Annotated in this window: 29 protein-coding genes; 15 read left to right on the top strand and 14 right to left on the bottom strand. The window is 68.7% G+C overall.

Annotated features, from left to right (window positions below; translation table 11 throughout):
• Nucleotides 1-187 precede the first annotated feature (187 nt).
• Nucleotides 188-1,078, bottom strand: a complete 891-nt coding sequence (locus ACIQ1T_RS09565) for an alpha/beta fold hydrolase (RefSeq protein ID WP_395944316.1) — start codon at nucleotides 1,076-1,078, stop codon at nucleotides 188-190.
• A 2-nt stretch (nucleotides 1,079-1,080) separates the two neighbouring features.
• Entirely contained in the window at nucleotides 1,081-1,572 is a 492-nt protein-coding gene (locus ACIQ1T_RS09560) for a transcriptional repressor (RefSeq protein ID WP_395944315.1), read from the bottom strand.
• A gap of 108 nt (nucleotides 1,573-1,680) precedes the next feature.
• Between ACIQ1T_RS09560 and ACIQ1T_RS09555 the strand changes: the two genes are divergently transcribed.
• A complete protein-coding gene (locus ACIQ1T_RS09555) occupies nucleotides 1,681-3,702 on the top strand; it encodes a TonB-dependent receptor (RefSeq protein WP_395944314.1) in 2,022 nt (673 codons plus the stop codon).
• A 248-nt stretch (nucleotides 3,703-3,950) separates the two neighbouring features.
• The gene (locus ACIQ1T_RS09550; RefSeq protein WP_395944313.1) at nucleotides 3,951-4,727 is read left to right on the top strand and encodes a SapC family protein; all 777 of its coding nucleotides are present in this window, start codon (nucleotides 3,951-3,953) and stop codon (nucleotides 4,725-4,727) included.
• Between the two features lie 61 nt (nucleotides 4,728-4,788).
• On the opposite strand, the gene ACIQ1T_RS09545 is transcribed toward ACIQ1T_RS09550, so the two are convergent.
• The gene (locus ACIQ1T_RS09545) at nucleotides 4,789-5,196 is read right to left on the bottom strand and encodes an acyl dehydratase (protein WP_395944312.1); all 408 of its coding nucleotides are present in this window, start codon (nucleotides 5,194-5,196) and stop codon (nucleotides 4,789-4,791) included.
• An 8-nt stretch (nucleotides 5,197-5,204) separates the two neighbouring features.
• Nucleotides 5,205-6,233 (bottom strand): NADP-dependent oxidoreductase, encoded by a 1,029-nt coding sequence (locus ACIQ1T_RS09540; protein ID WP_395944311.1) that lies wholly within the window; start codon nucleotides 6,231-6,233, stop codon nucleotides 5,205-5,207.
• A 332-nt stretch (nucleotides 6,234-6,565) separates the two neighbouring features.
• On the opposite strand from ACIQ1T_RS09540, the gene ACIQ1T_RS09535 reads away from it, so the two are divergent.
• Nucleotides 6,566-6,883: a hypothetical protein gene (locus ACIQ1T_RS09535; protein ID WP_395944310.1), complete on the top strand. Its 318-nt coding sequence runs from the start codon at nucleotides 6,566-6,568 to the stop codon at nucleotides 6,881-6,883.
• A gap of 71 nt (nucleotides 6,884-6,954) precedes the next feature.
• Here ACIQ1T_RS09535 and ACIQ1T_RS09530 read toward each other — a convergent pair whose 3' ends face one another.
• Nucleotides 6,955-7,749 carry a response regulator gene (locus tag ACIQ1T_RS09530; RefSeq protein WP_395944309.1) on the bottom strand — a complete coding sequence of 265 codons (795 nt, stop codon included), beginning with the start codon at nucleotides 7,747-7,749 and terminating at the stop codon, nucleotides 6,955-6,957.
• A gap of 199 nt (nucleotides 7,750-7,948) precedes the next feature.
• Between ACIQ1T_RS09530 and ACIQ1T_RS09525 the strand changes: the two genes are divergently transcribed.
• The 5 genes from ACIQ1T_RS09525 to ACIQ1T_RS09505 all read left to right on the top strand — a co-directional run bounded on the left by ACIQ1T_RS09525 (nucleotide 7,949) and on the right by ACIQ1T_RS09505 (nucleotide 12,308).
• Nucleotides 7,949-8,152 carry a NepR family anti-sigma factor gene (locus ACIQ1T_RS09525; RefSeq protein ID WP_395944308.1) on the top strand — a complete coding sequence of 68 codons (204 nt, stop codon included), beginning with the start codon at nucleotides 7,949-7,951 and terminating at the stop codon, nucleotides 8,150-8,152.
• Entirely contained in the window at nucleotides 8,149-8,760 is a 612-nt protein-coding gene (locus ACIQ1T_RS09520; protein ID WP_395944307.1) for a sigma-70 family RNA polymerase sigma factor, read from the top strand. Before ACIQ1T_RS09525 ends, ACIQ1T_RS09520 begins: the two co-directional genes overlap by 4 nt.
• 6 nt (nucleotides 8,761-8,766) lie before the next feature.
• Entirely contained in the window at nucleotides 8,767-10,545 is a 1,779-nt protein-coding gene (locus ACIQ1T_RS09515; RefSeq protein ID WP_395944306.1) for a sensor histidine kinase, read from the top strand.
• Nucleotides 10,546-10,625: 80 nt separating this feature from the next.
• The gene (locus ACIQ1T_RS09510; protein ID WP_008264300.1) at nucleotides 10,626-10,763 is read left to right on the top strand and encodes an entericidin A/B family lipoprotein; all 138 of its coding nucleotides are present in this window, start codon (nucleotides 10,626-10,628) and stop codon (nucleotides 10,761-10,763) included.
• A 90-nt stretch (nucleotides 10,764-10,853) separates the two neighbouring features.
• On the top strand, nucleotides 10,854-12,308 hold the full coding sequence (locus ACIQ1T_RS09505; RefSeq protein WP_395944305.1) for an NAD-dependent succinate-semialdehyde dehydrogenase: 1,455 nt from the start codon (nucleotides 10,854-10,856) through the stop codon (nucleotides 12,306-12,308).
• Nucleotides 12,309-12,311: 3 nt separating this feature from the next.
• Here ACIQ1T_RS09505 and ACIQ1T_RS09500 read toward each other — a convergent pair whose 3' ends face one another.
• Genes ACIQ1T_RS09500 through ACIQ1T_RS09490 form a run of 3 tightly spaced genes read right to left on the bottom strand, consistent with a single transcriptional unit; the run spans nucleotide 12,312 to nucleotide 13,773 of the window.
• Nucleotides 12,312-12,719 (bottom strand): hypothetical protein, encoded by a 408-nt coding sequence (locus ACIQ1T_RS09500; protein ID WP_395944304.1) that lies wholly within the window; start codon nucleotides 12,717-12,719, stop codon nucleotides 12,312-12,314.
• A 36-nt stretch (nucleotides 12,720-12,755) separates the two neighbouring features.
• Nucleotides 12,756-13,250, bottom strand: coding sequence for a hypothetical protein (locus tag ACIQ1T_RS09495; protein ID WP_395944303.1), 495 nt, complete (start codon nucleotides 13,248-13,250; stop codon nucleotides 12,756-12,758).
• 46 nt (nucleotides 13,251-13,296) lie between these two features.
• Nucleotides 13,297-13,773: an Lrp/AsnC family transcriptional regulator gene (locus tag ACIQ1T_RS09490; protein ID WP_395944302.1), complete on the bottom strand. Its 477-nt coding sequence runs from the start codon at nucleotides 13,771-13,773 to the stop codon at nucleotides 13,297-13,299.
• A 147-nt stretch (nucleotides 13,774-13,920) separates the two neighbouring features.
• On the opposite strand from ACIQ1T_RS09490, the gene ald reads away from it, so the two are divergent.
• The 3 genes from ald to ACIQ1T_RS09475 all read left to right on the top strand — a co-directional run bounded on the left by ald (nucleotide 13,921) and on the right by ACIQ1T_RS09475 (nucleotide 17,368).
• Entirely contained in the window at nucleotides 13,921-15,039 is a 1,119-nt protein-coding gene (gene ald / locus ACIQ1T_RS09485; RefSeq protein ID WP_395944301.1) for an alanine dehydrogenase, read from the top strand.
• 192 nt (nucleotides 15,040-15,231) lie between these two features.
• Entirely contained in the window at nucleotides 15,232-16,278 is a 1,047-nt protein-coding gene (gene obgE, locus ACIQ1T_RS09480; protein WP_395944300.1) for a GTPase ObgE, read from the top strand.
• A gap of 118 nt (nucleotides 16,279-16,396) precedes the next feature.
• Nucleotides 16,397-17,368 (top strand): hypothetical protein, encoded by a 972-nt coding sequence (locus tag ACIQ1T_RS09475; protein ID WP_395944299.1) that lies wholly within the window; start codon nucleotides 16,397-16,399, stop codon nucleotides 17,366-17,368.
• 53 nt (nucleotides 17,369-17,421) lie between these two features.
• On the opposite strand, the gene ACIQ1T_RS09470 is transcribed toward ACIQ1T_RS09475, so the two are convergent.
• Entirely contained in the window at nucleotides 17,422-18,582 is a 1,161-nt protein-coding gene (locus ACIQ1T_RS09470) for a class V aminotransferase (RefSeq protein WP_395944298.1), read from the bottom strand.
• Between the two features lie 39 nt (nucleotides 18,583-18,621).
• Nucleotides 18,622-20,277, bottom strand: a complete 1,656-nt coding sequence (locus tag ACIQ1T_RS09465; RefSeq protein ID WP_395944297.1) for a GNAT family N-acetyltransferase — start codon at nucleotides 20,275-20,277, stop codon at nucleotides 18,622-18,624.
• Nucleotides 20,278-20,434: 157 nt separating this feature from the next.
• Here ACIQ1T_RS09465 and ACIQ1T_RS09460 point away from each other — a divergent pair, with 157 nt between their 5' ends.
• Complete coding sequence (locus ACIQ1T_RS09460) at nucleotides 20,435-20,932, top strand: hypothetical protein (protein ID WP_395944296.1); 498 nt, start codon at nucleotides 20,435-20,437, stop codon at nucleotides 20,930-20,932.
• Between the two features lie 180 nt (nucleotides 20,933-21,112).
• On the opposite strand, the gene ACIQ1T_RS09455 is transcribed toward ACIQ1T_RS09460, so the two are convergent.
• Nucleotides 21,113-21,355, bottom strand: coding sequence for a GlsB/YeaQ/YmgE family stress response membrane protein (locus ACIQ1T_RS09455; protein ID WP_395944295.1), 243 nt, complete (start codon nucleotides 21,353-21,355; stop codon nucleotides 21,113-21,115).
• A gap of 190 nt (nucleotides 21,356-21,545) precedes the next feature.
• Here ACIQ1T_RS09455 and ACIQ1T_RS09450 point away from each other — a divergent pair, with 190 nt between their 5' ends.
• Complete coding sequence (locus ACIQ1T_RS09450; protein WP_395944294.1) at nucleotides 21,546-21,923, top strand: helix-turn-helix domain-containing protein; 378 nt, start codon at nucleotides 21,546-21,548, stop codon at nucleotides 21,921-21,923.
• Nucleotides 21,924-21,978: 55 nt separating this feature from the next.
• Nucleotides 21,979-22,764: a histidinol-phosphatase gene (gene hisN / locus ACIQ1T_RS09445; protein WP_395944293.1), complete on the top strand. Its 786-nt coding sequence runs from the start codon at nucleotides 21,979-21,981 to the stop codon at nucleotides 22,762-22,764.
• On the opposite strand, the gene ACIQ1T_RS09440 is transcribed toward hisN, so the two are convergent.
• The 3 genes from ACIQ1T_RS09440 to ACIQ1T_RS09430 all read right to left on the bottom strand — a co-directional run bounded on the left by ACIQ1T_RS09440 (nucleotide 22,761) and on the right by ACIQ1T_RS09430 (nucleotide 25,629).
• Nucleotides 22,761-23,816 (bottom strand): alpha/beta fold hydrolase, encoded by a 1,056-nt coding sequence (locus tag ACIQ1T_RS09440; RefSeq protein ID WP_395944292.1) that lies wholly within the window; start codon nucleotides 23,814-23,816, stop codon nucleotides 22,761-22,763. The two genes, hisN and ACIQ1T_RS09440, sit on opposite strands and share 4 nt — an antisense overlap.
• Entirely contained in the window at nucleotides 23,813-24,736 is a 924-nt protein-coding gene (locus ACIQ1T_RS09435) for a class I SAM-dependent methyltransferase (RefSeq protein ID WP_395944291.1), read from the bottom strand. The genes ACIQ1T_RS09440 and ACIQ1T_RS09435 overlap by 4 nt, the downstream gene beginning before the upstream one ends.
• Nucleotides 24,737-24,825: 89 nt before the next feature.
• Nucleotides 24,826-25,629, bottom strand: a complete 804-nt coding sequence (locus ACIQ1T_RS09430) for a class I SAM-dependent methyltransferase (protein ID WP_395944290.1) — start codon at nucleotides 25,627-25,629, stop codon at nucleotides 24,826-24,828.
• Between the two features lie 259 nt (nucleotides 25,630-25,888).
• Here ACIQ1T_RS09430 and ACIQ1T_RS09425 point away from each other — a divergent pair, with 259 nt between their 5' ends.
• A complete protein-coding gene (locus ACIQ1T_RS09425) occupies nucleotides 25,889-26,377 on the top strand; it encodes an Hsp20 family protein (RefSeq protein WP_395944289.1) in 489 nt (162 codons plus the stop codon).
• Nucleotides 26,378-26,396: the final 19 nt, after the last annotated feature.

Here is a 26,396-nt window from a genome sequence, read left to right as displayed (position 1 = left end):
GCGATGGTCCGCATACCGATTTCTCCCTCCCCTTCAGGGGAGGGCGGCTGAGCGAAGCGAAGTCGGGTGGGGGCGGCCGCGCGATGGGTCGTCGCTTATACCCGATGCGTGTCGCCGGGCCGTCCCCACCCGGTCTCGCCTGCGGCTCGACCACCCTCCCCGTGCCGGGGAGGGAGAAGAGCGGCGCCTAGACGGCGGCCTCGAACAGGGCGTCGCGGGCGACGTCGGCGTGGGTCATGGGGAACAGGTGGCCGCCGCCGGACACGACCTCGACCGTGACATTGGGCAGGCCGCGCGGGGCGGCCGGCACGCTGGTCAAGGCGCCGTGCTCGGCTTTCAGGATGCGGACAGGTCCGGGATAGCGGCGCAGGGCCCGCCACGGATTATGCGCCTGCGAAGCGTAGTTGGCGGCCTCCCACACGGGGGTCGCGGTCAGGGTCAGACCTTCCGGCGTCTCGGCCAAGCCTTCGGACAGGTAGTCGGCCAGCACCATGTCGGGCCAGCCCTTGAAGGCGCCGCGTCCGCGATAGGCGGCCAGGGCCTGTTCGCGGCTTTCGAACAGGCTGCGGCGGCGCAGCGTCGCCTTGGCGATGGGGATGGCCGTCATGAAGCGATGGGCGAAGGGCAGGTTGAAGGCCAGGACCGCCGACCGTTTCCAGATCACCGGATCGAACAGGACCAGGCTGGACACCCGGTCGGGCCGTTCGGCGGCGGCCAGCAGTGAGGCCGTCCCACCCATCGAATGGCCGGCCAGCACCACAGGCGGTCCGTCGATTGTGGCGATCAGGGCCAGCAGGTCGTCGCGATGGTCCAGCCAGCTGGTCTTGGGCCGGGCGAAGACCGGCAGGTCCGAACCGCCGTGGCCGCGCAGATCGGGCGCCCAGATGCGCAGCGAGGCCGACAGGGGCGACAACAGGCTGCGATAGGTGGCGGCGTTGAAACCGTTGGCGTGGGAGAAGATCAGATCGACCGGCCGCTTCGGATCGCCGAAATCCATCACCGCCATCCGGCCCGCGCCCCAGCGGTTATGGATCGGCACGCTGAGCCGACGCGGCGGCGACATCAGCGCGGCGTCCATGATCACGCGGCCTCGCGGCAGGCGGCGCAACGGCCGTGCGCCTCGATCGTGGTGCGGGCGATGGCGTAGCCGGCCTGGGCGGCGGCGGCGGCCATGGCGGCCTGATCCGGGCCGGTGATCTCCTTGGTCGAGCCGCAGCAGTCGCAGATCAGGAAGGCGGCGGCGTGGGCCGCCTCGTCTTCATGCCCGGCGCAGGCCACATAGGCGCTGATCGAGGCGATCCGGTGCGCCATGCCCTGACGCTCCAGAAACTCCAGGGCGCGATAGACGGTCGGCGGCTTGGCGGCCTGGCCGTCCTCGCCGAAGCGGGCGATCAGGTCATAGGCCTTCACCGGCCCGCCGGTCTCCAGCAGCAGGGACAGGACGCGGCGGCGCGGCGCGGTCATCCGCTCGCCCGCCTCGACCATGCGCGCCTCCGCCGCCGCCAGGGCGCGTTCCAGCGCCCCGCCGTGCAGGCCCGAATGGTCGTGATCGTGATCGCAGGCGGAGCTCATGGGCCACAGCTAATGGCAGAGCGCCCTCGTCGCAACCGATGACGGCTTGACGACAAGTGATGTTATCTCATAACAGATAATCCTCTCTCCCCGAAAAGAAGCGTGTCCATGCGTCAGAACGTCACCCGCCCGCTGCTCCTGTCCGCCGTCGCCTGGACGGCGCTGGGCGGCGTCGCCTTCGCCCAGAGCCAGTCTCCGGCCTCTCAATTGGACGACGTCATCGTCACCGCGACCCCGTTCGGCGTGACCCAGCGGGCCACCACCATCGCCACCGACGTGCTGGACGAGCAGAAGCTGGCCGTCGCCCCGGCCGTGTCGCTGGGCGACATGGTCAACGGCATGCCGGGCATCCGCTCGACCGACTTCGCCCCCGGCGCCAGCCGTCCGGTGATCCGCGGCCTGTCCGGCCCGCGCGTCCAGGTCCTGACCAACGGCCTGGGCCAGATCGACGCCAGCTCGGTCTCGCCCGACCACGCCGTCGCCACCGATCCCGGCGAAGCCCACCGTATCGAGATCGTGCGCGGCCCGGCGACCCTGGTCTATGGCGGTTCCGCCATCGGCGGGGTGGTCAACATCATCGACGACCGCATCCCCGAAGCCCTGCCGGAAGGCGGCCTCGAAGGCCGGGTCTCGACCCAGTATTCCAGCGTTGACGACGGACGCGGCGCCTCGGGCCACGCCACCATCGGCGCGGGCCATTTCGCCCTGAACGTCAGCGGCGTGACCCGCAAGACCGACGACTACGACATCCCCTCCCCCGCCATCTCCTCGACCCTGGCCAACGCCGAAGGGATCGAACGCGGCGAGGGCGGCAAACAGCCCAACTCCTGGTCCGAACTGAACGCCTGGGGCGTGGGCGGCTCCTATATCGGCGACAAGGGTTTCGCCGGCGTCTCCTACAAGTCGACCGAGAGCCAGTACGGCACGGTGGCCGAGCCCGAAGTCTTCATCGATCTGGAACAGGAACGCTGGGACGCGCGCGGCGAATACCGGTTCGACAGCGGCCCCTTCGCCAAGGTGCGCGGCTCCTACGGCCATGCCGACTATACCCACACCGAGTTCGAGGGACCGGGCGAACCGGGCACCATCTTCAACTCGGACGGCTGGGAGACGCGCGGCGAACTGGTCCAGCGCGCCCGCGACGGCTGGAACGGCGCCATCGGCGTCCAGGCCCTGGAGCGGAATTTCCAGGCCATCGGCGAGGAGGCCTTCGTCCCGACCGTCAAGATCGAGGAGCAGGGCCTCTACACCATCCAGCGCTACGACCGCGACCGCTATGGCTTCGAGGGCGGTCTGCGCTACGACCGCCGCACCCTGACCGCCACCCCCTTGGGCGAAACGGCCGAGGTCGAGCGCCAGTTCGACAACTGGTCGGCCAGCGCCGCCGCCTTCCTGCGTCCGCAGGCCGGCCTGTTCCTGGGCCTGAGCCTGTCGCGCACCGAACGGGCGCCCAGCGAGGTCGAACTGTTCGCCGACGGCGTCCATATCGCCACCGCCGCCTACGAGACCGGCGACGTGAACCTGGACAGCGAGAAGGTCACCACCCTGGAGGGCACGGTCCACTATGACCGCGGCCGCTTCACCGGCGACCTGCACGTCTACAAGTCCTGGTACGACGGCTTCATCGACGAGCGCCTGACCGGCGCCGACTTCACCACCGACGAGGGCGACACCTTCCCCGTCTATCAGTTCGTCCAGACCGACGCCGACTTCCACGGCTTCGAGGCCGAGGCCGCCTACGCCCTGTGGCAGGACGGCGACCGCAAGCTGTCGCTGGAAGGCGCCGCCGACTATGTCCGCGCCGAGACGGACCTGGGTCCGGCGGCCCGCATCCCGCCCTGGTCGGCCACCGCCCGCCTGGCCTGGACCTCGACCCTGTGGGATCTGGCCGGCGAAGTCCGCCACGTCGGCGAACAGGACCGCCTGGCCGAGGGCGAGCTGGGCACCCAGGACTACACGATGGTCAATCTGCGCGGCGCCATCCGTCCGTTCCAGAACCGCGACGTCACCGTCTTCGCCGAGGCGCACAATCTGACGGACGAGGAGGCGCGCGAGCACACCTCCTTCCTGAAGGACATCGCGCCCCTGCCGGGACGCAACCTGCGCGTGGGCGTGACCTACGCCTTCTAGAGCATGATCGTTCTGGACGGAGCCGCTCAACGGCTCCGTCTGAAGCGTGAATCGGGCTCTCGATTCATGCTGGAGCCTGAGTTCAAGGCATCTGCGGAATCGCGAGGCGATTCCTGCTCAGCCGATCAGGCTCCAGGAGATCGGCGGCGGCGTGACGGCCATTCCCCCCAACCGTCACGCCGTTTGCCGCTGAGGCGGGCTTGGGTTAGAAGGCCCGCCTCAATCCATTCCAGAGTGCCTGGCTACTCATGACCGACACGAACAATTCGCCGCTCGAAGGCAACGTCCTCTTCTACACGAACCCCGAGCCGCTCGATCCCGCCCTGCACGGCGGCCTGGGCGTCAATCCGGCGGACAAGCCCTACGCCTTCGTGGGCCAGACCAATATCGTGCCGCTGACGGTGACCGAATTCGCCGCCGCCGCCCTGTCCTATCCGGTCATCTTCACCGGCGAGAACAAGCAGCCGGTCGTGGTCATGGGCCTGCGCCAGGGTGAGAACCTGTTCGTCGCCGCGGACGGCGAGTTCCGTCCCGACGCCTACATCCCCGCCTATGTGCGCCGCTATCCGTTCGTCTTCGCCGACGACAAGCAGAACCAGCGCCTGATCCTGTGCATCGACCGCGGCGCGTCCATCGTGACGGAAGGCGGCCAGAACCCCCTGTTCGTCGACGGCCAGGCCAGCGACTACACCAATATGGCGATGGAGTTCTGCAACAACTTCGAGCAGGAGCGTCAGCGCACCGAGGCCTTCGTCAAACTGGTCACCGACCTGGATCTGCTGGACGTGCGTGAAGCCGTCTTCACCCCGCGCAACCCGGACGGCACGCCGGGCACGCCGCAGAAGCTGGCCGAATACTACGCCGTTTCGGAAGACAAGCTGAAGCTGCTGCCGGCCGAAAAACTGGCGGAACTGCGCGACAACGGCGCCCTGGGCCAGATCTACGCCCACCTGGTGTCGCTGCTGGGCTGGGACCGCCTGATCGCCCTGGCCTTCCTGCGCCAGGCGCCGGGCACGGTGAACTAAACCGCGATCATCCGGTCGAAAACAAACGCCCCGCCGGTTCGCCGGCGGGGCGTTTGTCGTTTCAGCGACGCGAGAAGACGGCTCGGGTCAGGCAGGAGAAGACCAGCCGCCCGCCTTCGTCCAACAGGTCGTGCGAGGCGATGACGATGCCCTTCTCGTCCCCGACCGGATCCTTGCCCATCACCGTCATCCGACCGCGCAGCAGTTCGCCCGGCGGCGGATTGCGCATGTAGCGCAGCCCGTCGACGGCCAGGACCTTGGTCTGAGCCCAGCCGCCGGCCTTCTCCGCCGCCAGCCGGCTCCACAGGGCGTAGACCATGGCGTCCGGCGCCCCGTAAGAAGCGTCCCAGCCGGGCGCGAACCGTTCGACGAACAGGTCCATCGCCGCCTGGTCCACCGCGCAGGCGCCGAGCGGCACGACCTGTCCCGTTTCCAGATCCTCGAAATGGACGAGCAAGGGGTCGCTCATGGAAATCCTCAGGCCGGTTCTTCGGAGACGCGAACCAGCAGCTTGCCGTCGTGATCGCCGGTGAACAAGCGATTCAACGAGTCCAGCGCGCCTTCCAGGCCGTCGTCGACATGGACCTTCCACTTCACCTTGCCGTCGGCCAGCCACGGGCCCATCTCGGCGACCATTTCCCGGGCGCGATGGGCGTAGTCGAGCACCAGGAAGCCCTGGACGTCGAGCCGGTGGGTGATGATGCGGGCGAAGTTCGGCGACGGCGGCGCCTTGGTGGCGTTGTAGGAGGAGACCAGGCCACAGACGGCCATCCGGCCGTGGACCTTCAGCCGGTTGAAGACGGCGATCATGATGTCGCCGCCGACATTCTCGAAATTGAGATCGATTCCGTCGGGGGCGAGACGATCCAGGGCCTCGCCGACATCCTCGTTCTTGTAATCGATCGCCGCATCGAACCCGAGCTCGCCCGTCAGCCAGGCGCATTTCTCGGGCCCGCCGGCGATGCCGATGACGCGGCAGCCGCGCTGTTTGGCGATCTGGCCGGCGATGGAGCCGACGGCGCCGGCCGCAGCCGAGATCACCAGGGTCTCGCCCGCCTGGGCCTTCAGCACGTCGGTGACGCCGAAATAGGCCGTCAGTCCCGTCATGCCGAGCACCGACATATTGGCCGTCAGCGGCAGTCCGGGCGCGCGGTGGACCGGGCGCAGACCACCCTCGGCCACGACCGCGTAGTCGGCCCAGCCGCCCGAGGCGGGCATGACCACGTCGCCGACCCTGAACCGGTCGGACCGGCTGTGTTCGACCACGCCCAGGGTCAGGCCGCGCATCACCTCGCCCAGGCCCACCGGCGGCAGATAGCCCTCGGAATCATTCATCCAGGTGCGGTTGGTCGGGTCCAGCGACAGATAGACGGTGCGGACCAGAACCTCCGACTCCTTCAGGTCCGGGATCGGCGCCTCGACCAGCTCCAGATCGCCGGGCTGGATCAGACCCTTGGGCCGCTGGCGCAGCACCCACTGACGATTGATCTTGCCGTTCGCAGCCATGCGTCCTTCTCCCTGGGTTTTCTTTGGAGACCATCCTGGCCCGCCCTGAGCCGACGGTCGAGAGGCCGCACGGGGAATGGTCAAAGAAAAAGGCGACCCATGTGGGCCGCCCTTGAAGTGGCATCATCGAGAATGAGGCGCGGAGGCGACAGATTGGCTGTCGCCAATCTCAAGTCGGGGGGGCGTCGCCGCCTCCGCAAGCCGATAACGGCACGTCCGAACAGTGGTTCCCCGACTTTCGCATTTTTTTCGCGTCCGACACGAATCGGAACGGCGCAGCCGCCCCGGCGTTGATCCCGCCAGCAAAAAGCAAAGGGGCGGGAGGCCCGAAGATGACCCATCAAGACCCGCAGTCAGAGACGCCGCAGGACGTGCGCCAGGGCCGTCCCGGCACGCGAATCCTGTGGTTGCTGATCATTTCGGCGGGCGCTGCGGTCGTTCTGCTGACGGCGCTGTGGCTGTTCAGTCAGGACAGTCTGTCGAAGACCGACCCCACCCTGGGCGAACAGGCCGCGAACGCCCAGGCCTTCCAGGGCGACGGCCAGACGCCGCCCGCCGCCGATGCGCCCACGGGTCCGACCGGAGAGCCCCAGCCCACGCCGACGGGCGAGACGCCGAACGTGAACGCCCCGACCACGCCGTCCAACTAGACGACGGACAGACAAAGGCCCCGGCCGCTTGCGCGACCGGGGCCCGTGCAGTGTCGCGGGAAAAAGGCGGCTTACGCCGCTTCCTTCTGGCGCGACGGATGGAAGAACAGCGCCTGACTGATCGCCGCCTTCACCGTTTCCGGCTGGAAGGGCTTGGTGATCAGGAAGGTCGGTTCGGGACGCTCGCCGGTCAGCAGACGCTCCGGGAAGGCGGTGATGAAGATCACCGGCACGTCCATGCCCTTCAGGATTTCCTTCACGGCGTCGATGCCCGACGAACCGTCGGCCAGCTGGATGTCGGCCAGGACCAGGCCCGGCTTGTGGCGGGCGACGGCGTCGATGGCTTCGTCGTGCGTGGTGGCGGTGCCGGTCACGCGGTGACCCAGTTCCTTCACCAGGCTCTGGATATCGGCCGAGATGATGGCCTCGTCCTCGATGACCAGGACGTCGGTCGCCAGTTCGGCGTCGATGTCGGACTGGGCGTCGGCGATCAGACGTTCGACGTCGCGCGGATCCGCCGACAGGATCTGGGCGGCCTCGGACGGGGTGAAGCCTTCCAGGGCGGTCAGCAGGAAGGCCTGTCGCGAACGCGGGGCGATGCGCATCAGGCGACGCGAGGCGTCGTCGCGGGCCTCGACGCCGCTGCCGTCTTCCAGCTGGGCGCCGGTCGAGGACCAGATGGCGTGGAAGACATGATAGAGGGCGACGCGCGGCGTCATGTCCGGCGACAGCTGCTGCTCGCCGGCGGCCAGCGCCTCGAGCGCGACGCGGACATAGTTGTCGCCCGTCGCCTGGTCGCCGGTCAGCGCCCGCGCATAGCGACGGACATACGGCAGATGCGGCGCAAGTCTGGCCAGAAGGCTCATTCTAGGTAGTCCCCGACAAATTCGCTCGCCCAAGGAGGCGCAGCGCTACAGGAGATGCAAACGTATCAAATGCATCACGGTTCCGCATCCTCGACAAAAGCTTGAGCATTAAATCCCTCTGCGAGGGGAACCCGCGAGAGGGGGCGACGTTATCCAGTCCGCATTTCTGCACTGCAGTTGGGTGGGCGGTGTTCTGTCTATGATTGATTCTTCCGACTCCTCGCGGCGTAAAGACGCCGACAAGAAGGGGGAGGCGGGGCTCGAGGAAGCTCGGCTCCGTCAACAGGCTATCGGCGTGAAACTGCGCCACATGTTCGATGAGGTCGTCAACGAACCTGTGCCTGACGAATTCCTGGAGATCTTGAAGCGCGCCGACGCCAAGGCGTCGGGCGGTGGCGCATGAGCACGTCTCGTCTCGGCGCAGCGCCCAAGCCCCCGTCGGCTGACGATGAAGGCTTCAAGCGCGAACTGGTGCAGTTGATTCCGCATCTGCGCGCCTTCGCGCGGACCCTGACCGGCGATCCGACCGCGGCCGACGATCTGGCGCAGGACGCCATGATGAAGGCCTGGGACGCGCGCGCCTCGTACCAGATGGGCACCAATATGAAGGCCTGGACCTTCATGATCCTGCGCAACCAGTTCTATTCAGAGAAACGCCGGTCCTGGCGCCAGTCGCAACTGGACCAGGAGGCCGCCGAACGCACCCTGGTCGCCGTGGACGATCCCGAGGCGCCGGTCGCCCTGGACGAGCTGCGCCAGGCGTTGAAGACCCTGCCGGAAGAACAGCGCGAAGCCCTGATCCTGGTCGGCGCCGGCGGCTTCGCCTATGAAGAGGCGGCCGAGATCTGCGGCTGCGCCGTCGGCACGGTGAAGAGCCGCGTCAGCCGCGCGCGCCGGGCCCTGCAGGCCACGCTGGAAAAGGGCGGCTACGGCCGCGACGGCAAGGCGGCGGGCGACGCGATGCGCACCATCCTGGGCGAGGCCGACAGGCTGGCCGGCGCCCGGTCCTGACCTAGAGTGACGGACGGGACCAGATCCGGCGACGCCGCCTCGCGGATTCGTCTCGGCCGAAAATGGAACACGGCTCGGTTCCAGGGGATCCGCTTCCGCCTGGGCATGGCCATGGGTCTGGCCCTGCTGCCGATCTTCATCCTCAGCCTGATCCAGACCCAGGCCGACTTCAGCCAGCAGGCCGAGGCGCGTCAGGTCGGCCTGCAGCTGGCCGCGGAACGCAGCGCCAGCAGCGCCAAGGCGCGACTGGACAGCGCCCAGGTCCTGTTGCGCGCGCTCAGTCCCGACGCCCTCGGTCCCTATTGCGCGCCCCGTCTGACCGCCCTGGTCGACCAGCTCGAAGGCTATGAGGGCCTCTATCGCCTCAGCCCGACGGGCGACGCCGTCTGTTCATCCGGCCGGCCCGACGGCCTGCGTTCGGGCGTGGCGCCCGCCACACGTTCGGACTGGTTCCAGCGTTTGCGACGCGGCGAGGATCTGGTCGTGGTCCGCGCCCCTGCCGGCGCCGGCTATCCGGCGGCCCTGATCGTGGCCATCCGCGCCGAACGGCCGATGGGCCGGTTCGACGGCGCCATGGCGGCGGTCATTCCCCTGTCCGCGCTGCAGCCCGACACCCGGGACCCCGCCCTGCCCGCTGCGTCCGAGGCCGCCCTGACCGACGGCGCCGGACAGATTCTGGTCGCCAGCGATCCCGCCGCCTTCCGCCTGTCGGGCGGCGGCGACGTGGCCGGCTGGGTGGCGCGCGCCCGCGACCAGGGCTCGGCCGTCTTCGGCGCCAAGGACAGCCGGAATCAGCGTCGCGACTATGCCGGCGCCGTGCTGGCGGGGGGCGACCTCTACGCCCTGTTGTCGGCCCCCGCGCCGGGCCTGCTGTCCTGGGCGCGGCTCAATCCGATCGGCACCCTGCTGCTGCCCCTGGGCGCCTGGTTGACGGCCTTCGCCGCCGTCATGCTGCTGTCGGAACGCATCTTCATCCGCTGGCTGGACTATCTGGAGCGGGTCGCCGCCATCTACGCCCGGGGCCGGTTCTCGGTGCGGCCTCTGCAGGCGATGAACGCCCCGTCTGAAATCCGCACCATGGCCCGGACCCTCGACGAGATGGCCGAAGCCATCACCGCCCGCGACCGCGAGCTGACCGACGCCCTGGCGGAGAAGGACGCGCTGATGCGCGAGATCCACCACCGGGTGAAGAACAATCTGCAGATCATCTCGTCCCTGCTGTCGATGCAGCAGCGCGCCCTGACCGACGCCCCGGCCAAGGCGGCCCTGGGCGACACGCGCCAGCGGATCTCGGCCCTGGCCCTGATCTATCGCACCCTCTACCAGAGCGACGACATCCGCCACGCGGACGCCCGCGACTTCCTGAACGAGCTGGTCGGCCAGCTGATCGCCAGCGAGGCGGGGCGCGGTCCCGTGGTGATCAGTTCGGTGGATGCGGACTCCCTTTACGTCGATCCCGACAAGCTGGCGCCCCTGGCCCTGTGGCTGGTCGAGGCCGTGACCAACGCCCAGAAGCACGCCTTCGCCGGCCGTGGCGGCGAGCTGAGGGTGCGGTTCCGGGTCCACGGCGACACCTCCACCCTGGAGGTCGAGGACGATGGGCCGGGCGCTTCCGCCGGAGCCGAGGCCGGGGTGGGGCGGACCCTGATGGGCGCCTTCGCCAAACAGCTGCGGGGCGAGGCCGAGTTCGTCGAGGCTCCGGGCGGCGGCGCCATCGCCCGCATGACCTTCGCCACGCCCGAAGCCCTGTCGCCGGTCGATCCGACCGACAAGGCCGGCGCCTGAAGCACGGAACCGGAGCAGTGCCGTCGCGTTGATACGGCAAGACCGACACACTCCCATGTCGGCTCAACCGGAGCTTTCTCATGCGCAAGATTTTCGTACTGGTCGCCGCCGCCGCCGCCCTGACCACCGCCGCCTGCAACACCGTCGAGGGTGTCGGCCGCGACACCCAGGCCGCCGGCTCGGCCGTTTCGGGCGCCGCCCAAGACGCCAAGAACTGATCGTCCGCGGCTCTGGCCGCACAGACGACGCTTGCAAGGCCCCGCTTCGTCGGGGCCTTGTTCGTTTCAGGACCTCATCAGGAGATTTCCGTGAACCAGACCGCCCGGAACGCCGGCCTCGCCCTGCTGCGCCAGCACGCCCTGATCGCCGGAGAACCCATCCCCGCCAACGGCGGCGGGATCGCGGTTGACGATCCGGCGACGGGCGAAATCATCGGTCACATCCCCGACCTGGGCGTGGCGGAAACCGAAGCCGCCATCCAGGCCGCCGCCGACGCCTTCCCCGGCTGGTCGCGATCCGATCCGCACAGGCGCGCCGCCTTCCTGCGCCAATGGGCCGAGCTGATCGACGAGAATGTCGAGGGTCTGGGCGCCCTGATGGCGCTGGAGAACGGCAAGCCGTTCGAGGAGGCCAAGAGCGAGGTCGTCTACGCCAACGGCTTCATCAAATGGTTCGCGGGCCAGGCCGAGCGGCTGATCGGCGAGACCCAGGACAGTCCCCTGGGCCACCTGCTGCTGACCTACCGCGAGGCGGTCGGCCCCTGCGCCCTGATCACCCCGTGGAACTTCCCGGCCGCCATGCTGACGCGCAAACTGGGCCCGGCCTTCGCCGCCGGCTGCACCGCCGTGGTCAAGCCGGCCAGCCAGACCCCCTTCACCGCCATCGCCCTGGCCGAACTGGCCTATCAGGCCGGCCTGCCGGTCGGCGCCCTGTCCATCGTGACGGGCGAGGCGGCGGTGATCGGCAAGGTGCTGACCGACAGCCCGCTGATCCGCAAACTGTCCTTCACCGGTTCGACCGGGGTGGGGCGGAAACTGGCGGAGCAATGCGCCCCGACCCTGAAGCGGGTGTCGATGGAGCTGGGCGGCGCCGCCCCTCTGATCGTCTTCGCCGACGCCGATCTGGATCTGGCCGTCGCCGAGACCATCAAGGGCAAGTTCCGCAACTCGGGCCAGACCTGCGTCTGCCCGAACCGCGTCTATGTCGAGCGTTCGGTGTCCGAGGCCTATGCCGAAAAACTGGCGGCCGAGGTGGCGAAGATACCGGTCGGAAACGCCTTCGAAGACGGCGTGAAGGTCGGCCCCCTGATCGAGGACAAGGCCATAGACAAGGTCGAGAAACACGTCGCGGCGGTCCAGGCCGACGGCGGCCGCGTCCTGACCGGCGGAGCGCGCCACGCGCTCGGCGGCCGCTTCTTCCAGCCGACCGTGACCCTGGGCGGAAACGACGCCCTGTTCCGCGAGGAGGAGACCTTCGGCCCGATGATCCCGGTCTTCCCCTTCGACACCGAGGAGGAGGTTCTGCAGAAGGCCAACGCCAGCGACTACGGTCTGGCGTCCTATCTGTTCACCCGCGACCTGGACCGGGCCATGCGGTTCTCCCGCCGCATCGAGGCGGGCATGTGCGGGGTCAACACCGGCCTGATCTCCACCGCCGTCGCCCCCTTCGGCGGGGTCAAGCAATCCGGCTACGGCCGCGAGGGCTCGATCCACGGCATCGACGAATATGTGGACGTGAAGACAGTGACCCTGGCGCTGAAATAGGGGTCAGACGCGCTTCAGCTCGGCGATGAAGGCTTCGACCTCTGCGTGCATCCAATCCGGGCCGTCCCACCAGAACCGGGTCAGGTCGACATGGTTGGCGGCGACCCAGGCGATCACAACGGGCGCCATCCGGGTCATGTCACGATCCGGCAGGCTGTTGGCCACCACGCGGGGCTCGGCGGAAACCGCCACCGAAAAGCTGGGCTGATGGCGACCGGGCTTCAGGAAGTATTTCACGCGCGGGCCGTGCTGGCCCATCGCCGTCGAGATCATGATCACGCCGGGCACGCCGGTCTGATCCTCGCCGAGGTTCGCCATCTCGAAGACATCCTCCTCTCCGAGCGCGTTCAATTCCTCGTCGAGCGTGGGCTCGCGATCGGTCCAGACGGCGATGCTTTCTTCGACACCCATAGGTCGTATGATCCACGCTCCGTCCGGCGAGTCAAATCAGGCCAAGGCCCAGGCTCCCGCCGGGTCATCGTCGGCGGCAGGCGGTCGACGCGGCGCGCGCGAGCGAACGGATCGCGCCGCCCTCCGGCCGGGACGGAGGCGCAAGACCATGATCCAGCCGCCGAGTTTCTCGGTCACGACCGTGCGGATCACGCGCAGACGAGTATTGGCGGCGATCAGGCCGACCGCCGCGACGACTTCGACATAGGCCAGGACGTCGCCGGCCATCAGCAGCGCGATCTCCAGCGGCAGAAGCTGGATCAGCATCAGGGCCCCGAACACGATCAACAGCGTCTTCAGGACGCCGCGCGACAGCAGCCGCAAGCCGCTCTCCAGCACCAGCCGTCGACTGCCGCCGTGAACGGCGCAGGTCAGGCCCACGCCCGCAGCAAACAGCAGCAGCCAGGGAAATCCGCCCGCCAGCAGGGCCGGTGTCGCGGCAAGCGCGGCGATCAGGCCTAAGCCGAACCAGAGAAGAGCGTCGCGATTCATCCTGTCCCCCAGACCCAGCGTCGCCGTTCGATCTGGGGACCGCTCGTCAGACCGGCAAGGCCCCGCGCTTGACCACCGAGCGCATGGCCACGCTGGACGACACCCGGTGCACGCCCGGCAGGCGGGTCAGGGTCTTGGCGTGGATCCGCTCCAGATCGTCCACGTCGCGCACCACCAGCCGCAGCAGATAGTCGGCGCCCCCGGTCATCAAATAGCATTCCATCACCTCCGGCGCGGCGGCGACCGCCTGTTCGAAGGCGGTCAGCACGGCCTCGGACTGGGACGACAGGGTCACGGTGACGAAGACGCTGATCGGCAGGCCCACGGCCCGTTCATTGATCACGGCGGCGTAGCGGCCGATCACCCCCGCCGCCTCCAGCGCGCGCAACCGTCGCAGGCAGGCGCTTTCCGACAGCGCAACCTGACGGGCCAGGTCCGCGTTGGTGATACGCCCGTCCTGCTGCAGCAGGCGAAGCATCTTTCTGTCGGTTCCGTCCAGTTCGACGGCGGAAACGGTCTTCATCGTGACGATCCTTCGCAGATGCTGCGCATGTACGGCGATCAGATCGCGAAATGAACAGGATTCTGCGTTCCGCTCGGCGCTATATGTCGATCCAAGGCGACCGCCCGGAGAGGTAGGCGTCTCCCACACATCCACGGAGAGGTTCCCATGCGCGTCGGCGTTCCCAGCGAGATCAAGAAGAACGAACACCGGGTCGGGCTGACGCCGACGGCGGTGCGCGAATATGTGGCCCACGGCCATCAGGTGTCGGTCCAGACCGGCGCCGGCCTGGGCGCCGGCTTCACCGACGCCGACTATCAGAAGGCCGGGGCGACCATCGTCGCCAACGCCGCGACCGTCTTCGCCGACAACGACATGATCGTGAAGGTCAAGGAGCCGCAGAAGGTCGAGTGGGAGATGCTGCGCGAGGACCAGATCCTCTACACCTATCTGCACCTGGCCCCCGACCCGGAACAGACCAAGGGCCTGCTGGCGTCCAAATGCGCCGCCGTGGCCTATGAGACCGTGACCGACGTGCGGGGCGGCCTGCCCCTGCTGGCGCCCATGTCGGAAGTCGCCGGCCGGATCGCCGTCTTCTCGGCCGCCGAGACCCTGCTGAAGCACAACGGCGGCATGGGTCTGCTGTTCTGCGGCGTGCCCGGCGTGGCCCCTGCAAGGGTGCTGGTCCTGGGCGGCGGCGTCGTCGGTCTGAACGCGGCGCGGATGGCCATGGGCCTGGGCGCTGAAGTCGTTGTGCTGGAGCGGTCGATCCCGCGCATGGCCTATATCGACGAGGTCACCAACGGCCGGGTCATCACCCGCTATTCCTCGATCGGCGCGATCGAGGAAGAGATCGTCAAGGCCGATGTGGTCATCGGCGCGGTCCTGGTGCCCGGCGCCTCGGCCCCGAAACTGGTCAAGCGCGAGCATCTGTCCAAGATGAAGCCGGGTTCGGTTCTGGTCGACGTGGCCATCGACCAGGGCGGCTGTTTCGAGACCTCCAAGCCGACCACCCACGAAGACCCGACCTATGTCATCGACGGCGTGGTCCACTACTGCGTCGCCAACATGCCGGGCGCCGCGCCGCGCACCAGCTCCGAAGCCCTGAACAACGCCACCCTGCCCTTCGGTCTGGCCCTGGCCGATCACGGCCTGGACGCCCTGAAGAAGGATCCGCACCTGGCGCGCGGCCTGAACGTGCTGAAGGGAGAGATCACCTATCCCGCCGTCGCCGAGGCCCTGGGGCTCGAATACAGCGATCCGTTCGGCGTCTGGACCAAGGGGTAAGTCTTTTCCTTCTCCCCTTGCGGGAGAAGGTGGCCCGCAGGGCCGGATGAGGGGTGACGTGGACCTGAACCTCGACGAAACCCCTCAGCTGACCGCGCCGGAACGACGGCTGCGCCGCCGTGCGCGGTCTCCCTCTCCCGCAAGGGGAGAGGGCGTCTGTAAATTTCCGCGCATCTGCGGCATAAGCCCGCGATGAAGTTCCTCGACCAGGCCAAGATCTATATCCGCTCCGGCAACGGCGGCGCGGGCTCCGTGTCGTTTCGACGCGAGAAATTCATTCCCAACGGCGGCCCCGACGGCGGCGACGGCGGCAAGGGCGGCGACGTCTGGATCGAGGCGGTCGACGGGCTGAACACCCTGATCGACTATCGCTACCAACAGCATTTCAAGGCCCAGACCGGCCACCACGGCCAGGGCCGCCAGATGCACGGCGGCAAGGGCGACGACGTCCATCTGAAGGTGCCGGTCGGCACCCAGGTGCTGGACGAGGACAAGGAGACCGTGCTCCTCGACATGGACACGGCCGGCAAGGTCGAACTGCTGCTGAAGGGCGGCAACGGCGGCTGGGGCAATGTCCGTTTCAAGGGCCCGACCAACCAGGCCCCCGCCTACGCCAACCCCGGCCAGGACGGTCAGGAGCGCTGGATCTGGCTGCGGCTGAAGCTGATCGCCGACATCGGCCTGGCCGGCCTGCCCAACGCCGGCAAGTCGACCTTCCTGTCGGCCGCCAGCGCCGCCAAGCCCAAGATCGCCGACTATCCCTTCACCACCCTGGCGCCGAACCTGGGCATGGTGGATCTGTCGCCGTCCGAGCGGTTCGTCATCGCCGACATTCCCGGCCTGATCGAGGGCGCCAGCGAAGGCGCCGGCCTGGGCACCCGTTTCCTGGGCCATGTCGAGCGTTCGGCCAGCCTGATCCACCTGATCGACGGCACCCAGGACGACGTGGTCGAGGCCTATCGCATCATCCGGGGCGAGCTGGAGGCCTATGGCGAGGGCCTGGCGGACAAGGCCGAAATCCTGGCCCTGAACAAGATCGACGCCCTGACGCCGGAGGCCCGCGAGGAAAAGGCGGCCGAACTGGAGGCCGTCGCCGGTCGCCGGCCCATGCTGGTCTCGGGCGTGTCGGGCGAGGGCGTGCCCGCCCTGCTGCGCGCTGCCTGGGCCGAGGTCAAGAAGACCCGGGGCGCCCTGGCCGGCGAAGGCGAGGTCGATCAGGTCTCGGGCTGGCAGCCCTAAGGCCGCCCGACGCAACCGGGACACAGGCGGGCGAAATCCTTCCGCGATTGAGCGGACAACGGTTTTCGATGCTATGCGTTAACCTGTGCCAACGGTGAAGCTGGAGCACTCCTCCCCGATGCGTCGATTCTTCATATGGTCCGCCCTGGCCGCCCTGGTCGGCCTGATCCTGGCGGGAGTGGGCTACTGGGCCTACTGGAACTTCTATTCGCGGTTCCAGCCCGTGCTCGTCGGCCGCAACCAGGCGCAGATCCAGCAGCTGCTCGACGAGGCGTCCTGGGTGTCCGGCGGCGGGGGCGGCGAACCCCTGTATATCATCGGCTATCGCGACAGCGCCTCCAGCCAGCGCTACGAGCGCGAAGAGGCCGACAAGCTGCGCGCCGCCGGGGTCGACCCGCGCCTGGTGGTCTTCGCCCGCGCCGACCGCGAGGGTCTGGCCCAGTCCACCGCCGCCGAACGGGCCACGGTCGCCGAACTGTGGCTGACCCGCGACTGGTCGCTGTATCAGCGCTGGACCGCCACCCCGGCGCGCAGTTGGACCGCCGCCGGCATTCCCCAGGCGGACGGCAATCTGGCCCGATCGGCCGTGGTCGACGCCAGTCGACAGTTCGACGCCCGTCTGACCGAACTGCTCAGGGACGCCGGCGTCCAGATCACCTATCCGCTGATCCTGTGGCGCGACAGGGACGGCTTCCTGAAGGCCTGCGGCTGCGCCGACAGCCGGTCCTGGGCCTTCATTCGCGATGATCTGAACGCGCCGGACCGCATCGATCCGGGCGCGCCCGCCGGAGACTTCACAGCGCCCGAGACCTATTCCGGCGACGGCACGCCGGCGGATGCGGCCGATCCCCAGGGCCCCGTCCAGATTCCGGGCCAGCCCTCGGCCATGCCCTATCCGACCCTGCCGGCCATTCCGCCCGCGAACGGTCAGTCACCGAGCCAGCCGCCCTATGCGGCGCCCGGGCAGAGCCGACCGGCCCCCTCGCGTCCGCAACAGCAAAGCCGCCCACAGCAGACCCGGCCGCAGCAACCGGCGACACCCCGCGCCGCGCCCGTGCCGAAGAAGCAGGACGACACGACCTTCTTCTGAGCCTCATCGCGAGCCACGCACCGCCGCTCTTGCGGGGACGGACGGAGAGGGCGTCAGATGCTCCGGCACGCCGCGATCAGCCGGTCCACATCCTCGGCGTCCTGGTACAGGCCGAAGCCGAAGCGGATCACGTCGTCGCGCACATCGGTCACCACGCCGGCCGCCAGCAGTTTCGTTCGCCAGGCCTGGGCGTCGCGATGGCGCAGGGCCAGGAAGCGGGCGCGAGGACCGTCGCCTTCGACCGGGTTGAGGATTTCCACCTCAGCCAGAACCCCGGCCGAACCCGACCGCACCGCCGCCTCGAACAGGATCGCCAGGGTTCGCCCATAGTCGGCGACGTCGGCCGTGCTCAGGCCCTGGTCCGCCAGCATTTCGCGCCCGGCGTTGAAGCGGTACAGGGCCGAACTGTCGAAGGTGGCTCCCCAGAACCGACCGCCGTCGGACCGGTACTTGACCCCGCCCGGCGGACCGGACAGATCCCCGAACTCGGCGAACCAGCCGGTGATCACGGGTCGGGGCGCGAACCCGTCCGGGGCGTGCAGGAAACAGGCGCCTTCGCCCGCCATCGCATATTTGTAGCCCCCGGCCACATAGAAGATACGGTCCGCGACGGCCGACAGGTCGGTCGGGGTCGCCATGAAGCCGTGATAGCCGTCGACCAGCACCCAGGGCCCCTCGGGCCGGGCCAGGGCCGCCAGGTCCTCGATCCGGTCGAACAGGCCGCCGGTGCGGAAGAAGACCTGGCTGACCACGATCCAGTCGTGATCCCCGGCCCGGGCGGCGGCCACGAACCGCTCGGCGAAGCTGTCGAAGGGCGCCAGGGGCACGCGCGTCACCACGGCTTCGCCCGCCTCCCCCCAGCGATCCGCCTGGCGCCGGAACGAGTGGAATTCGCCGTCGGTGGACAGGATGCGGACCGGCCGCCGCTCGAAGGCCGAGAAGACCCGCAGCAGCAGGTCGTGGGTGTTGGAGGAAAACACCAGACTGTCGGGCGACGCCAGCCCAAGTTCGGCGACCACATGGGCCTGGGCCCTGGGGATGGTCTCGCCGAAGATCAGGTCCCACTTGCGGTCGGCGTGCAGATTGGCGTCCAGCCAGGCCTGCTGCTGGGCCTCGAAACTGGCGTCGGGCCACAGGTGGTGGCTGTGGGCGGCGAAATGCAGCCGATCCGGCGCGAGGGCCAGGGCGCGGGAGAAGAGAGACTTGAACGACATGGACGCACCATGGCGACTTCGGCCCCGCCCGTCGACCGCCTAGCCCTTGCGCAGCCCCAACATCCCCAGCCAGCCGCCGCTGGTCAGCAGGGCCACGTCCAGCAGGGCCAGAGGCAGGGGGGTCGAGACCGGAGCGGCGATGAAGCGCGCCTTCCAGTCCGGCCCGAACTTGTTCTTGTAGCTGCGCAATCCCTGGAAGCCGTAAAGGGCGCCCCCTTCCTCGAACACCAGGGCGCCGACGCGGGCGAAGACCGGGGCGATGCGGCGGTCCTCCAGACCCGCCAGGGGCGCCATGCCCAGGTCGAAGGTGGCGATCCCTTCCGCCTTGGCCCACTGGACGCAGCGGATGAACAGATAGTCCATCACCCCATGCGGGGCGTCGGGGGTGTAGCGCATCAGATCGACCGCCGCCTCGCCCGGCGTGACCAGCAGATTGGCGAAGGCCACGATCCGGTCGCCCTCGCGCACCAGGGCCAGCGGCGTCATGTCCAGATAGTCGATGTCGAACCGACCGAGAGAAAAGGACTTCTCCGCCCCGTTGTGCATGGCCAGCCAGGCGTCGGACACGGCCTTCAACTCGGCCTTCAGCGGCTTGGCCGCGCCGGGCGGCAGGACCTCGAACCGCGCGCCCTCGCGTTCGGCCCGGTTCACGGCGGTGCGCAGGTTCTGCTTGCCCTTGCCCTCGGTGCTGAAGGCTTCGGTGCGGATCACCGCCGTCTCGCCGACCTTGCGCATGGCCAGGCCCATGGTCGCCAGCTCGCTGAGAATGTCGTCGCCCACCGAATAGAAGACCGCCGCCCCGCCATAGGAGTCGGCCATTTCCGCGAAGGCCCACAACAGCTCCTGACGCTCTTCCGGCGCGCCGGCCGGTTCGCCCATGGCGATCCAGCGCCGGCCCTGGACGCGATAGGCCAGGAAGGTGCGTCCGCTGGGGCTGAACAGCAGGGCCTTGTCGCCCAACATGGCCAGCCAGGCCTCGGGCGTCGCCTCGTCCGCCGCCTCCAGCGCGAGCCGGGCGCGGTCGATCTCCTCGGGCGAGGCCGGGCCGTGGCTGTGGGCGCCGGGCGAGCTCAGCAGGGACCGACCGGCGACCAGCAGGGTCAGTATGGCCAGGACCAGGCCCGCCCGCAGGAAGCCCGAGGCCTGGCGATCCACCAGGAACCGCCACCACAACTCGTCGGAATAGGCCACGTCGCGATAGGCGAAGAAGCCGAGCCACAGCATCGATCCGACCACGGCGATCAGCAGCAGCAGCCAGCTGGGCCGCAATGGTTCGCTGAGGCGCGAACGGCGGTTGAAGGCCGTGCGGCAGGGCGCCAGCAAGGCGGCGACGATGACCAGATCGATCGACTCCTCCCAATCCAGTCCCTTCAGCAGGGAGAAGACCGCCCCCACCCCCAGCACGGCCAGCGCCGCCCAGTAGGCGCCGCGTCGCCTTCGCCAAAGGCCCGCCGACAGCAGCATCAGTACGAAGCCGGCGATGCTGGCCACGAAATGGGACAGGTCGATCAGGACCGGCGAGACCACGCCCGTCAGTTGCCGCAAGCGGCCGTCGAACTCGGGCGTCACCGCCGAAGTCAGCATCAGCGCGCCGGCGCCGAAAGCCAGAACGGCGAAGACCTGGGGCGTCAGCTCGTAGGCGAGCCCCATCAGCCTGCGCAGCAATCCGGGAACATAGGCGTTTCGGCGGTTCAAGCGGCCTCCTGCCGATTCGGTGAGGGTCGGATCATAGACCAGGAATCGTCCATCCGGGGCGGCTTCGAGGTCATTTCGGGGCAGGCGAAACAATCCGTAACATCGCGAGTTTGGTCTTTGCGGGCGTCGGGCCCGCGCAACCCGGGGATATTCCCAGATGAATTTCAAGACCGCCTTTCTGACCAGCGCCGCCGCCGCCTTCCTGATCGCCTCGCCCGCCCTTGCCCAGGAAGCCGCGCCCGCGACCCAGGATCCCGCCGCCGCCCCGTCGACGGCCGCCCCGGCCCAGCAGAGCCTTTCGTTGACGCCCGGCACCAGTGTTCGTGGTCCTGATGGCGAGCTCGGCAAGCTGGAAGGCGTCCAGAACGGCGCTTCGGGCCAGGAGCTGACCGTGCGCGACGCCGCCGGCGCCCTTAAGGCCGTGCCGCTGGGCGGCATCCGCCAGGACGGCGCCGACGTGGTCGTGGCCTACACCAAGGTCGAGTTCGACGCCGCCGCCCCGATCCCGGGCGCCCCTGCTGCGCCCGCAGCCGCGCCTGTCGCCGATCCGTCGGCGACCATGCCGGCGACCGACCCCGCCACCACCGAACCGGTCGATCCGTCGGGCAGCAGCGACCCGATGGCGCCGCCGACCGGCGACCAGCCCCAGGCCTGATCACGGCTTGACCCGCGGACGCGACGTCCACGGATGCTGAACTCTGGAAGGCGGTCGGGATGCCCCGGCCGCCTTTCCCATGTCGGCAGCGCCTCCGTCAGGGCCGGGGATGATCGGACGACGCAAAAAGGGCGGCTCTCGCGAGCCGCCCTTTCTGGTGTCGAATGACCCGAAAGTCGATCAGGCGCGACGCTTGACCAGACCCAGCAGGAACAGAAGGATCACAGCGCCGATGGTGGCGATGATGGTCGAACCGATCCAGCCGCCCCAGCTGATGCCCAGGGCGCCGGCGATGAAGCCGCCGATCAGGGCGCCGATGACGCCGACGATCAGATTGGTGATCAGGCCGTGGTTGCGGCCCATGATCTGTTCCGCGAGCCAGCCCGCGACGATGCCTATGATGATCCAGGCGATAATGCCCATGGTGTATTCCCTTCCTTCAAAAGCCAAGCTGCGGACTAAATGCGCGCCGCGTCATCGGGTTGCGCCCGCCGTCGCGCGAGGTTCGAAGAACTACGCAACTCCCCTAAAGCGCGATCCCGGCATGCGGATTGCGACGTATCAGGCGAGCCGTCCCACGTCGGGACAGGCGTCAGATGAGGAATTGGGGGCCATGGCCACCGACATCGATCTCCACCTGGGCCGCCGCCTGCGTCGCCGCCGCCGCCTGCTGGGCCTGACCCAGCAGCAGCTCGCCGTACAGGTCGGCATCCGCTTCCAGCAGATCCAGAAGTACGAATGCGGCGCCAACCGCATCTCGGCCGCCCGCCTGTGGCAGCTGGCCGAGGCGCTGGAGACGCCCGTCAGCTATTTCTACGACGGCGTGACCGAAGCTCTGGAACGCACCGACGCCGCCGCAGCCGGCGGCGAGATGTTCTCGCGCAAGGAAACCCTGGATCTGATCCAGGCCTACTACCAGCTGGGCGAACGTCCGCGCCGCCGCCTGCTGGACCTGGCCAAGTCCCTGCACGACACCGACGTGGCCGCCTGATCCGATCCGGCATACGGGGTTCTCGCGACGCGGTGATCCGCGCTAAGAGCCCTGCATGACCGAATTCGAATCCTTCGCCGTCGAACTGGCGCGAGAAGCCGCGCGCGTGACCCTGCCCTTCTTCCGCTCGGACATCGGGCATGAGGACAAGGGCGGGGCGGCGGGCTTCGATCCCGTCACCGAGGCCGACAAACAGGCCGAGGCCGCGATCCGGAAACTGATCGCCGCCCGCTATCCCGACCACGGCGTCATCGGCGAGGAATATGGCGAGGACAGACCCGACGCCGATCACGTCTGGGTTCTGGACCCCATCGACGGCACCCGCGCCTTCATCTCGGGCCTGCCGCTGTGGACCACCCTGATCGCCCTGCGCGTCGGCGGCAAGCCGACCGTCGGCGTCATCGCCCAACCCTATCTGGACGAGATCTTCATCGGCGGCCCGTCCGGCGCCCGTCTGCTGCGCGGCGAGACCGAGACGCCCCTGGCCGTCCGGTCGTGCGAGAAACTGACCGACGCGGTCATCTCGACCACAGATCCCGAAATCTTCAACGGCGCCGAACTGGGCGCCTGGACCCAGGTGCGCGCCACCGCCCGCCTCGCCCGCCTGGGCTGCGACGCCTATGCCTATGCTATGGTGGCGGCGGGCAGGATGGACCTGGTGGCCGAGACCAGTCTGAAGCCCTGGGACTGGTCCGCCCTGGTCCCGGTGATCGAGGCCGCCGGCGGCAAGGTGGTCAACTGGCGCGGCGCCGCGCCCGACGACAACGGCCAGATCCTGGCCGTCGGCGACGCCCGCCTGATCGACCAGGCCCTGGTGACGCTGAAACGGGCTGCGGTCTAGGCGACCGAGGGCGCCTCTTCCGTCACGTCCTCGGTCCGGGCCGAAGGGTCGGCGATGATCATCGGATCCTGAACCGGCGAGACGCTGTCCGCCATGGCGTCGAACTCGCGCAGGAAGACGGCCCGCATGTCGTCGGCCTCCATCATCACCTCGTGCAGGGCGCCGGCGACCTCGACATAGCGGCCCCGGCCCAGCCGTTTGGCGGCCCAGCGGCTGGTCTGTTTCCACACCACGTCGTCGTTGTCGGCCTGGACGATGGAGACCGGAATCTTGACCGTCTTCAGCGCCTTGGGCTTCAACGCCCGCTCGCCCGCATCCAGGGCGAAGGCCAGCCAGCCGTAGGTTGGACCGCCGATGGCCAGGTGGGGGCAGGCGTAGAGCTGCTGACGCCACATCTCGTAGCGGGTCTCGTCGGACGTCAGGGCGTCCTCGACGAAGCTGTGGTCGAACGGATCGTCCGGGTCGCCCAGGATATAGTCGCCGGCATGGCCGTGGCGGATGTTCCAGCGCACCGCCAGCTTGACCGACCACATCGACCGTTTGCCGGTCTTGATCCGCAGCATGGGGCTGGACAGGACGGCCCCGGCGAACCGGTCCTCGCCGGCTTCCAGCGTCAGCAGGTTCAGACAGGCGCCCATCGAATGGCCGACCATGATCCAGGGCTTGGGGCACTGGTCCTCGAAGGCGTCGAGCAGCCGGCCGTAGTCGTCCAGAAATTCCTCGACCGCCCGGGCATGGCCCTTCAGCCGGTCGGGCAGCAGGCGGGCCGACAGGCCCTGGCCGCGCCAGTCGTGGGTCAGGACGCACCAGCCGCGCGCCAGGAAATTGCCGATGATCTCGAAATATTTCTCGATCGGCTCGGTGCGGCCGGGGCTGAGCACCACCGTGCCGCGCGGCTTGTCCGCCATCAGGGCCGAGGGCTTCCACAGGGCGGCGCGCAGCCGCATTCCGCCCGCGCCGCGATACCAGTCGCCCTTGCCGCCCGGCGGGGAGGAAGCGCCGGGAACCCCCATCAGGGGGGCGTTGGCGGCGAAGGCTTGGGCGCGGTTCACTCGGGCTTCCTGAACTTCAAGGTCATGCGGTCGCTTTCGCCGATCTCTTCGAATTTCGAGCGGTCGAACGCAGGGTCGGCGGGCTGGCCGCGGGGGGCCGTCAGACGCATCGGCGGCAGGGTGTCGACCCCGAACGGATGGTCCTTGGTGTCCTTCTCGTTGGCGTTGACCTCGGACGAGGCCACATAGACGAAGCCGGCCTCGGCGGCCAACTGACGGACGAACGCTTCCTGGACATATCCGTTCGCCGCCACCGGATCCTGATCGTCCTCGGGCGCCAGCCGATGCTGTTCGACGCCCAGGACGCCGCCGGGCTTCAGGGCGGCGAAGGCGTCGGCGAAGGCCTTCTCGGCGATTCCTGCGGCCATCCAGCCGTGCAGGGTGCGCATGAACAGGCACAGGTCGGCCGTGCCCGCCGGCGCCACCGGGCCGGTGCCCGCGCCGAAGAAGCTGAACTGGGGCTCGCCGTACAGTTTCTTGTCGGCGCTGAACCGGGTCTGGAAGGCGGCGTTCAGCGCGGCCTGGGCCGGGTCGGCGGTCGGACCTTCGGGGAAGAGGGCGGCGACATAGACGCCCTGCCCCTTGGCCAGATAGGGGGCCAGGATTTCGGTGTACCAGCCGCTGCCGGGCCAGAACTCCACCACCGTCATCTTCGGCTGCAGACCGAAGAAGCGCAGGGTCTCCATCGGATGGCGGAAGGGGTCGCGCGGCCGGTCCTGGGCGCGCCAGGGACCGGCGACGGCCCATTCCAGAGAACCTTCGGGCGGTCCGGCGGGGGCGGGCGGCGCTTCGGGCGCGGCTTCTTCCTTGCGCCCGCAGGCGGCCATGCTGGCCATGGTTCCGGTTAGGGCCAGCCCGGCGGCGCCGGCCAGCAGGAACCGGCGTGAAAAACCGCCGAAGGTCGCAGAAGAATCAGTCATGGACACACCCCGTCGGCGCGCCGCGCCCCACGACGACGAACCTTGGTCGAACGGGCTTACTCAGGTTCGTCGCGCGGGTCAAAACGGGACTATTCCGGCTTGCGGAAACGCAGGGTCATGCGGTCGCTTTCGCCCACGGCGTCATATTCCGCACGCTGGGCCGGCGTCAGGGCGCCGGAGCCGTCGCGGTTCTGCGACTGGCGCACCGGCGGCAGGGTCCAGACGCCGAACGGATGGTCGTGATCGTCCTTCGGATTGGCGTTCAGCTCGCTGCGCGCCTCCAGCACGAAGCCCGCGTCCTGGGCGGCCTTGATCACATAGGATTCAGACACATAGCCGGTCGGCGCCGTCACGGCCGGGTTCATCCCCTCGGCGCCGCGATGCTGTTCGACCGCCAGGATCCCGCCCGGCTTCAGGGCCGCGAAAAAGGCCTTCAGATAGGGTTCGACCCGGCCGTCGCGCGACCAGTTGTGGAAGGCGCGGGCCACCAGGATCAGGTCGGCCGAGCCCGGCTCGACCCCCATCCCCTCCAGAGGCCGGTTGACCGGGACATAGCGGCCGCCGGTCGCCGCCGCATAGGGCTCAAGAATATGCCGCCACCAGCTGGCGCCGCCCGGTTCAATCTCGACCACCGTCATGCCCGGCGTCAGCCCCCAGAAGGTCAGGCTCTCATAGGGATGGCGGGCGGCGTCGCGGGCGCGGTCGGCGGCGGGACGGCTGTCGGCGGCGACGGCCGCCTGCAGGGCGGTATCCTCGGCGAAGGTCGGGATGGCGCTGGACAGGGCGGAACGCGGCGGCGTCCAGTTCCCCTCGGTCTGGGGCGGTTGGGTCTGGGCCAGCGCCGGAACGGCGGCGGTCGAAAGCAGCAGGGCGAGGCCGACGGCGAGACGCATGGGGTTTTCCTCGTTCAGGGTCGATCCTCCTTAGGGGGCGTCGCCGCTCAGGCAAATGACGATCCCGAGACGCCGACGATTTGTCACCCCGAAAATCGCCCCTTGAAGCGGCGTTTCCGCTTCCCATCTGATCATTCGAGAGCGCCGATCCCGGGCTCTCCGGACAGACGGGGCCGATGTCGGGCCGTCCATCCGCACTCCCACCGTCCGGGCTGAATCGCCGGGCGGCTCAACCTTGCTGATCCTCAGGAGGATGCTGATGCGTACCTATGATTTCTCGCCGCTGTACCGTTCGGCCGTCGGTTTCGACCGTCTGGCCGGTCTGCTCGAAAGCGCCGCGCGCACGAGCTCGGAAGGCGGCTATCCGCCCTATAATATCGAGACCACGGGCGAGAACGCCTATCGCATCGAGATCGCCGTCGCCGGCTTCACCTCCGACGAGCTGAACATCGAGGTGAAGGAGAACCTGCTCACCGTCACCGGCCGCAAGACCGCCAACGACGTGAACGCAGACGGGACGACGCCGCAGAAGACCTATCTGCATCGCGGCCTGGCCGAGCGCGACTTCGAGCGTCGCTTCCAGCTGGCCGACTATGTGATCGTCACCGACGCCAATCTGGTCAACGGCCTGCTGTCGATCTCCCTGAAGCGCGAACTGCCCGAGGCCCTGAAGCCCCGCCGCGTCGAGATCGGCACGGGTCAGCCCCTGATCGAGGCCAAGGCCGAGAAGAAGGCCAAGGCGGCCTAAGCCGTCTTCAGGCCAGACG

The sequence above is a fragment of the Brevundimonas sp. genome (assembly GCF_044336875.1).
In the GTDB taxonomy this organism is placed as follows: Bacteria; Pseudomonadota; Alphaproteobacteria; order Caulobacterales; family Caulobacteraceae; genus Brevundimonas.
The sequence above is the reverse complement of the archived record's forward strand: the minus strand, read 5'-3'. Positions and strand labels throughout refer to the sequence as shown.